The organism is Reyranella sp. CPCC 100927 (assembly GCF_007859315.1).
Lineage (GTDB): Bacteria > Pseudomonadota > Alphaproteobacteria > Reyranellales > Reyranellaceae > Vineibacter.
The window spans coordinates 81,971-90,392 of record NZ_VOHA01000028.1; the positions used below are offsets into that span (position 1 = coordinate 81,971).

An 8,422-nucleotide genomic window follows, 5' to 3' on the forward strand; every position below is an offset into this window, starting at 1 on the left:
CGGCCATGGTCAACAGCATCGAACGCCGGCGATTCGGACACCTGCCGGACGGCGACGACGTGGACGCCGTCGTCCTTCGCAACGCGAACGGTCTCCGTGCGAAGATCCTGACCTATGGCGCGACGCTTGCGGTGCTGGAGGTGCCCGATCGCGACGGTCGATCGCGCAACGTCGTTCTCGGGTTTGCGACGCTCGACGATTACAGGCAGGCGAGGGGCCATTTGGGCGGCGTCATCGGGCGCTATGCCAATCGCCTGTGCAACGGGCGCTTCACGCTCGACGGCCGCGACGTTCGGGTCTCGGTGAACGAGCCGCCGAACACGTTGCATGGCGGCGCGCAGGGCTTTGACAGGGCCGTCTGGCGCGTCGAGGCACTGCAGTCGGACCCCGCGCCGGCCGTAACGCTTGCCCATGTCAGCCCGGATGGCGATCAGGGCTTTCCTGGCCGCGTCGATGTGCGCGTTCGCTACACCCTGGTGACGAACGCGTTGCGACTAGACTACACGGCGACGACCGACCGCACGACGGTCATCAATCTCACCAACCACAGCTATTTCAATCTGCGGGGCGCCGGCAGTGGCGACGTGCTTGACCATGAACTGCTGATCGACGCTGACGCCTTCACGCCGATCGACCAGTACTTCATCCCCACGGGCGAGCGGCGGCCGGTCACGGGGACGCCGTTCGATTTCCGGACGCCGACACCTATTGGCAGTCGCATCGGTCTTGCCGACGAGCAACTGGTGCGGGCGCGTGGCTACGATCATAACTACGTCCTGCAGTCCGGTAGTGGGGGTGATCCCGTTCTTGCTGCCCGCGTTCGGGAGCCTCTGTCGGGATTGACGATGGAGGTGCTGACGACGGAACCCGGTGTTCAGTTCTACAGCGGCAACTTCCTGAATGGCCGGCCGTATCGCGCGCGAGACGGCTTCTGCCTGGAGACCCAGCATTTTCCCGACTCGCCGAACCACCCCGATTTTCCGTCGACAGTGCTGCGTCCAGGCGAGGTTTTCCAGTCGGCCACGATATTTCGTTTTCCCTTCTCCCCGCTGTCGCGGGGCGAGGAGTCATAGCGGCCAGCGATGAGACCAGGGGCGCGTCGCCTCGAACGCGGCGGCGGCGCGCAGCACCAGCGCATCCTCCAAGCGGCGGCCGATGATCTGCAGGCCCACGGGCAGGCCATCGCGGGTCCAGCCGGCAGGGACGGAGATGGCGGGCTGGCCGCTCCAGTTGAAGATGTAGGTCGCCGACCAGCCGAGATGGGTGATGGGCGTGCCGGCCACTTCGCGGGGACCAACCATGCCGGTCGGGAAGGCGGGCAGCCCCACCGTCGGTGTCAGCAGTAGGTCGTAGCGATCGAAGAAGGCCGTCAACTGACGCCCGATCGCCTGACGCGCCTGCACGGCTTTCACATAGTCGGTGATGGTCAGACGACCCAGCGCCTCGGCATAGGCGACGAGGTCGGGATCCATCTGTGCTTTCTCCGCATCGGGACGCTGGCTGTGGTTGCCGGCCGCCGAGCCGCCGAACAGGGCATCGAGAATCCAGCCGGGATCGGCGATGGCAAGATCCGCTGCCTCGACGCGCACGCCGAGATCGTCGAAGGCGTGCGCTGCCTGTTCGGCAATGTCGCGCGTCTCGGGTTCGACCGGCAGGAAGCCGAGATTGGGTGACCACGCGACACGCACGCCTTCGATGCCGGCATCGAGATCGCGCACGAAGTCTTCGCCTTCCAGCGGCAGCGACAGCGGATCGCGCCGGTCGGGTCCGGCCATGGCCGTGAGCATCAGGGCCGTGTCGCGCACGGTGCGCGCGATCGGGCCGGCATGCAGCAGCAGCTCTACGGCGCCGGGCGCCGGATGGAGCGCGATGCGGCCACGGGTCGGCTTGAGGCCCACCACACCGCAGAAGCTGGCGGGGATGCGGGTCGAGCCGGCGCCGTCACCGCTCAGCGCCAGCGGACCCAGGCCGGCGGCCACCGCCGCGGACGCGCCGCCGCTGGAGCCGCCTGCCGTGCGGCCGGTATTCCAGGGATTGAGCGTGGCGCCGAACAGCGGGTTGTCGGTCGAGCCGCGCCAGGCGAACTCCGGCGTGTTCGACTTGCCGATGTTGATGGCGCCGGCGCGCTGCAGGCGTGCGACCGACGGCGCATCCTCGCCCGGCACGAACGACGCCATCAGCTTCGAGCCGAACGTGGTGCGGATGTCGCGCGTCCAGAAGTTGTCCTTGATCGACACCGGGATGCCGTGCAGCAGCCCCAGCGCGTCGCCGGCCATCACCGCCTGTTCGCTCGCCTGCGCGGCGGCGCGCACGCGTTCAGGGTAGAGCGTGACCAGGGCATTGAGGCCGGGGTTCAGCCGATCGATGCGGGCCAACACGGCATCGGCGATCTCGACGGGTGACAGTTTGCGCGCGCGGATCAGCCGGCCAAGATCCCACGCCGTCATGCGGCAGGGATCCGATTCATCGACCGTGCCCATTCCATCCCCTCTAACCAATAGCGATCAATATGGCTTGTGAACCATAATTGATCCAGACCAATTTGATATTGGGTTGACTCGTTGAACCCAACCATTACGATGAGCGCAGGGGTAGGAAACGGTATGAACCATCGTCCGCGCTTCGTGTCGGCCGACGCCGTGCTCGAGGTCCTGAAGTGGCCCGAGATGATTGCGGCATTGCGCGAGGTCTATGCCTCGGCACCGCAGGCGCGGCATTCGCCGCGCCGCGTGGTGGCGCGCAATGACAGCGTATGGCTGCGCGCGCTGGCGGCGACGCCGCCGGGACGGCGCTACATGGGCGCCAAGGTGTTCGGCTTCTCCAAGAGCGGCGGGACCTACGCCGTCATCCTGTTCGATCAGGAGAGCGGTGCGCTCGCCGGTATCCTCGACGCCAACCACATCACCGGCTTTCGCACCGGCGCGACGTCGGCGCTGGGACTCGACTATCTCGCGCCCCGCAAGCCGCTCACCGTCGGCGTGCTGGGCAGCGGTGCCGAAGCACAGGCGCATCTCGCGGCGGTCGGCCATGTCAGGCGCATCGCGGCGTTCAAGGTGTTCAGCCCATCCGTGGCGAATCGCAGCGCCTTCGCCGGCCGGTTCCGTCGCGAGCTGGACGTGCCCGGCGATGCCGTCGGTGACGCCCGTGCCGCTGTCGACGGCGCCGATGTCATTATCGCCGCCGCCCGGTCGCGCGGCGAGCAGCCGATTTTGTTCGGCGACTGGCTGCGGCCAGGCACCGTGGTGATCTCGATCGGATCAACCCTGCCCGAGCAGCGCGAGGTCGATGCCGGTGTGGTCGGCGCCTGCGATCTCATCGTCTGCGACAACGTCGACGAAGTCGTCGAGGAGACCGGCGACATGATTGCCGCGCGCGCGGCCGGCATCGCGTTCGACGACAAGCTGATGTCGCTCAGTGATCTGGTGCTGGAACGCCATGCCGCGCGCGTGCGCGCTGCGCGCCTGCCGATGCTCAAGACCGCCGGCGCCGCCGTCCAGGACCTCGCCGTCGCCGAACTCGCTTTCACCAAGGCGCTCGCCCAAGGCCTGACACAGGAGTTTCCCGGTGACTTCCGCTACAAGCCGGCGTGACATCGCGCTTTTGTTCACCGCGCTCTGCTGCTGGCTCGCCGCGGCGCCGTCGTGGGCGATGGACAAGATCAAGTACGGCCTCCTGGCCGGTCCGCAGACCGTGTATGTGGGCATCGAGAAGGGCTTCTTCCGCAAGTACGACCTCGACGTCGAACCGATCGTGTTCAGAAGCGGTGCCGAGATCGTGCCGGCGCTGTCGACCGGGCAGATCGATATCGCCGCGACCGCGGCCGGCGCGGCGCTCTACAACGCGCTGGCGCGTGGCGTGAATGCCAAGATCGTCGGCGACTACATCGTGTTCGAGAAGCTGCCGTCGCTCAGCGGCGTTGTCGTACGCAAGGCGTTGTTCGACAGCGGCAAGATCCGCACGCCGCAGGATATCAAGGGCGCCAAGATCGCCGTGACCGCCCGCGGCCAGGCCATGCATCTGCTGGCCGGCAAGCTGCTGGAACAGGCCGGCCTGAGCGAAAGCGACGTGAGCCTGGTGTTCATGCCGCAGCCCGACATGCTGGTGGCGCTACGCTCGGGTGCGGTCGACATCATGGTGAACTCCGATCCGTTCATCACCATGGCCGTGGACGAAAATGTCGGTGTCGAGATGGTGAACATGTGGACGTTGCTCCCGGATCTCACGCTGGGCGTGGTCATGTACGGCAAGCGGGCGCTGACGGATCGCGACCTGGGTGTGCGGTTCATGAAAGCCTTCACCGAAGCCAACCGCTTCCTGCGCGCCAATGACAATCCGCAGGGCCGCGGAGAGATCGTGCAGATCTACCAGAAGCGCTATCCGGTGAAGGATCCGGCGCTCTATGAGCGTTCGCGCCTGGGCATCGGGCGCGATACGATGGTGTCCAATGTGCACGGCAAGAACGGCCTTGCCGCTCAACTCAAATGGTACGCCGATCGCGGCCTGGTCCCGAACCAGCCCAACCTTGACGAGGCGGTCGACAATTCCTTCGCGCGCGATGCCGCGCAGGCGCTGGCGCGATGACGACCGGCGATACCACGGCCAAGGTGATCGTACGCGATGTCGACAAGGTGTTCGACGTGCGCGGCCGCAGGCATTTCCAGGCGTTGCGCAATATCGACCTCGACGTGCGCGACAACGAATTTCTGTGCATCGTGGGTCCCAGCGGCTGCGGCAAGTCGACCCTGCTGCGCATGCTGGGTGATCTCGATACGCCATCATCAGGACAGGTCCGCATCCGCCGCGACTCCACCGCGCGGCCGCTGTCGGCGATGATCTTCCAGGAGGAGTCGGTCTTCCCGTGGATGACCGTGGCACAGAACGCAGCCTACGGCCTGAAGATCACCCGTACCTGGCGCGGCAGGCAAAGCGAAGAACGTATCGATGATCTTCTCGGCAAGACGGGCCTGAGCGCTTTCCGCAGCTTTTATCCCCACCAGCTCTCCGGCGGCATGAAACAGCGGCTGTCGCTGGTGCGGGCGTGGGCGACCAATCCCGAACTGCTGCTGATGGACGAGCCGTTCGCGGCGCTCGACGAGCAGAACAAGGCGCTGCTGCAGCAGGAGCTGGTCAAGCTGTGGGAGGCGTTTCGCAGCACCGTGGTGTTCATTACCCACAGCCTGGAGGAGGCCGTCCTGCTGGGCGATCGCGTGGCCGTCATGACGTCGGCGCCAGGCCGGATCAAGGAGACGCTCGACGTGCCGTTCCCGCGGCCGCGGGTCGTGACGTCCCTGCGGCGCTCGGGCGAATTCAACCAGCTGGTGACCCAGCTGTGGGACTCGCTGGGAGACGAAGTCGAGCGGGCACGCTCGGCCGAGATGCAGAAGCTGACACGGCGTCGCGACGTGATGCCTGCCGATGCGATCGGATAAGCGAGCCACCATGCCGAGCCCCGCCGCCTCTAGTCCGTCTGTGTCCGACCGCGCTCTGTCAGTTGGCGTGCCGGCGTTCGACCCCTGGCGCCTGTTGCGGCCGCTGCAGGTGTTCATCTCGCCGTTGGTGCTGTTGGCATTGTGGGAGATTGGTGCCCGTACCGGCATGATCGAAACAAAGTTTTTTCCGGCACCGACGACCATCGGCGCGCAGTTCGCCGCCACGCTCATGACGGCCGAGTTCTGGAACGACCTGCGGCTCAGCCTCAGTCGCCTGTTCATCGGGCTGCTGATGGGCGGCGTGCCCGGCCTGCTGCTGGGGCTTGCGATGGGACTGTCACGCGCCATGCGGGTGACGTTCCAACCGCTGATTGCGGCGCTGTATCCGCTGCCCAAGATCGCGATCCTGCCGCTCATCCTGCTGATGTTCGGGCTGGGCGAGATGTCGAAGTACGTGATCGTGGCCATCGGCGTGTTTTTCCTCATGACCCTCAATACGTTTGCCGGCGTGATCAACATCAAGCCGATCTATTTCGACGTCGCGCGGAACCTGAAGGCCAGCCGGTGGCAAACCTACGTCACCGTGGCCTTGCCGGGTGCGGTGCCGGGTATCCTGACCGGCCTGCGCATCTGCGTTGGCTCGGGCCTGCTGCTGCTGGTTGCCGCCGAGTTCGTCGGTGCCGACGCCGGCATCGGCTATCGGATCTGGTGGTCGTGGTCGGTGTTCTGGGTCGAACCGATGTATGTCGGCCTGATGGTGATCGCGATCCTGGGCTTTGCCTTCGCCTACCTGATCGATTTCCTCGAGGGGCTGCTCCTGCCATGGCTGCGCCGCTGACGTCCAAGCGAGCGAGGACGGACGTTGTCACCGTCCTCAAGGACTACATCCAGACGTCCGGTCTCGATGACCAGGGACGTCTGCCGCCGGAGCGCGAACTGGCGCAGACCCTGGGCCTGTCGCGCGGCCAGTTGCGCACGGCGCTCAACCGCCTGGAAGCCGAGGACCTGATCTGGCGCCATGTCGGCAAGGGCACCTTCGTCGGTTCCCGGCCCAAGCTTGTGCCTGACCTCGAGGCCATCGGCGACCTCACCAGCCCGCGCGAGATCGTCGAGGCCCGGCTGATCCTGGAGCCCGAGCTCGCGCGGCTGGCGGCGTTCCGCGCCACGCGCCGGCATTTCGAGCAGATGGCCGAGTGCATCGACAACTGCCGCCAGACGACCGACCAGGAGATCTTCCACACCTGGGACTCGCGCTTCCACTGGCTGATCGCCAACGCCGCCGGCAACGAGCTGCTGGCGGTCCTGCATGACTGCATCTCGGCCCGGCACAAGGCGGCCTGGGGCAAGCTGCGCGAGCTGTTCCTGACATCCGAGCGGATGCGCTTCTACGACCAGCAGCATCAGAACATCCTCGACGCGATCAGCGAGCGCAACGGCAAGCTGGCCCGTGCGCGCATGCTGGAGCATCTGCAGGCCGTGCAAGAGAACCTCTTCGAATAGACGCAGGAACGCCATGACCGTCCTTCAAGACAGGCCGAATTCCATCGAGGCGCGCGACGTGCAGTCCGTGATCCACGGCGGCACCAACCTGCGCCGGCACCTGGAGCGCGGGCCACTGGTGATCGACAAGGGCGAGGGGATCTGGGTCACCGACATCCACGGCAAGCGCTACATCGAAGGCATGTCGGGCCTGTGGTGCATCTCGCTGGGCTACGGCCAGGAGCGCCTGGTGGCGGTCGGCACCGAGCAGATGCGCCGGCTGCCCTATTATCACCTCACCAATCACCGCGGCCATTCGCCGGTGGTCGATCTCGCCGAGAAGCTGCTGCAGATCGCGCCGGTGCCCATGGCGCGCGTGTGGTTCTCCAACTCCGGCTCCGAGGGCAACGACTGCGCCGCGCGCTTCGCCTGGTACTACTGGAACGCCCAGGGTAAGCCGCAGCGCCGCAAGTTCCTGGCTCATCGCCAGGCCTATCACGGCAACACCATCGCCGCCGCCAGCCTGACCGGCGTGCCGCACAACCATCGCTACTTCAACCTGCCGCTCGACGGCTTCCTCCATGTGCGCTGTCCCCACTTCTATCGCGAGGGGCTGCCGGGCGAGAGCGAGGAGGCGTTCGCCGCGCGCCTGGTCGGCGAGATCGAGGAAACGATCATCCATGAAGGGCCGGACACGATCGCGGCGTTTTTCACCGAGCCGGTGATGGCGGCGGGCGGCGTGATCGTGCCGCCGGCGGCCTATTTCGAGAAGCTGCAGTGGCTGCTGCGCAAATACGACATCCTGCTGGTGTGCGACGAGGTGGTGAGCGGCTTCGGGCGCCTGGGCGACATGTTCGGCACCACGACCATGAAACTGGCGCCCGACATGATCGTCTGCGCCAAGGGCCTGTCGAGCGCCTATCTTCCGATCTCGGCGCTGATGGTGAATCAGCGCATCTTCGATGCGGCGGCCCAGCTCAGTGACGACGTCGGCGTCTTCGGTCTCTCGCTGACCTACTCGGGTCACCCAGTCGCGGCCGCCGTGGCCCGCGAAGCGGTGCGGATCTACGAAGAGCAGGACATTCCCGCGCGCGTGCGCGCGCTGGAGCCGCTGTTCTTCGCCGGCCTGCGCCAGCTCGGCGAGCATCCGCTGGTCGGCGAGGTGCGCGGCCGCGGGTTGGTGGCGGGCCTCGAGCTGGTGCAGGACAAGGCGACGCGACAGCCCTTCGATCGCGCCCTGGGCGTGGGACGGGCCTGCATCGTGCACGCCGAGAAGCACGGGCTGCTGGCGCGCGCCGTCGGTGACACCATCACGCTCTGCCCGCCGCTGATCATCAGCGAGGCGGAGATCGGCGAACTGCTGGCCCGCGTGAAGGCGGCGCTGGATGACACCGCAGCGGATCTGGCGAAGACGGGGCATTTGAACATCTGATCCCCGGGAGCGCGGGCGTCCCGCCCATAGGCGCTAACTTACGATAAACGGCGGGAAGGATCTCCTGCGTCGCCGTCGTGGC

8 protein-coding genes are annotated in these 8,422 nt (G+C 66.5%); 7 read left to right on the forward strand and 1 reads right to left on the reverse strand.

All coding sequences use genetic code 11. The annotated features are described in order from the left end of the window. The first annotated feature begins 5 nt into the window (after positions 1-5). A complete protein-coding gene (locus tag FQU96_RS37395; RefSeq protein WP_146546512.1) occupies positions 6-1,073 on the forward strand; it encodes an aldose epimerase family protein in 1,068 nt (355 codons plus the stop codon). Here FQU96_RS37395 and FQU96_RS37400 read toward each other — a convergent pair. Next, positions 1,068-2,480, reverse strand: coding sequence for an amidase (locus FQU96_RS37400; protein ID WP_146546513.1), 1,413 nt, complete (start codon positions 2,478-2,480; stop codon positions 1,068-1,070). The two genes, FQU96_RS37395 and FQU96_RS37400, sit on opposite strands and share 6 nt — an antisense overlap. A 123-nt stretch (positions 2,481-2,603) precedes the next feature. Between FQU96_RS37400 and FQU96_RS37405 the strand changes: the two genes are divergently transcribed. The 6 genes from FQU96_RS37405 (at position 2,604) to FQU96_RS37430 (ending at position 8,340) form a co-directional block, all read left to right on the forward strand. Further along, positions 2,604-3,590, forward strand: a complete 987-nt coding sequence (locus FQU96_RS37405) for an ornithine cyclodeaminase family protein (protein ID WP_178131026.1) — start codon at positions 2,604-2,606, stop codon at positions 3,588-3,590. Beyond that, positions 3,565-4,581, forward strand: a complete 1,017-nt coding sequence (locus FQU96_RS37410) for an ABC transporter substrate-binding protein (protein WP_146546515.1) — start codon at positions 3,565-3,567, stop codon at positions 4,579-4,581. Before FQU96_RS37405 ends, FQU96_RS37410 begins: the two co-directional genes overlap by 26 nt. Continuing rightward, positions 4,578-5,429 carry an ABC transporter ATP-binding protein gene (locus tag FQU96_RS37415; protein ID WP_146546516.1) on the forward strand — a complete coding sequence of 284 codons (852 nt, stop codon included), beginning with the start codon at positions 4,578-4,580 and terminating at the stop codon, positions 5,427-5,429. The genes FQU96_RS37410 and FQU96_RS37415 overlap by 4 nt, the downstream gene beginning before the upstream one ends. Positions 5,430-5,496: 67 nt before the next feature. Then, entirely contained in the window at positions 5,497-6,267 is a 771-nt protein-coding gene (locus tag FQU96_RS37420) for an ABC transporter permease (RefSeq protein WP_255468789.1), read from the forward strand. Next, entirely contained in the window at positions 6,252-6,929 is a 678-nt protein-coding gene (locus FQU96_RS37425) for a FadR/GntR family transcriptional regulator (protein WP_146546518.1), read from the forward strand. The genes FQU96_RS37420 and FQU96_RS37425 overlap by 16 nt, the downstream gene beginning before the upstream one ends. Before the next feature lie 13 nt (positions 6,930-6,942). Continuing rightward, positions 6,943-8,340 carry an aminotransferase gene (locus FQU96_RS37430; RefSeq protein ID WP_146546519.1) on the forward strand — a complete coding sequence of 466 codons (1,398 nt, stop codon included), beginning with the start codon at positions 6,943-6,945 and terminating at the stop codon, positions 8,338-8,340. Positions 8,341-8,422: the final 82 nt, after the last annotated feature.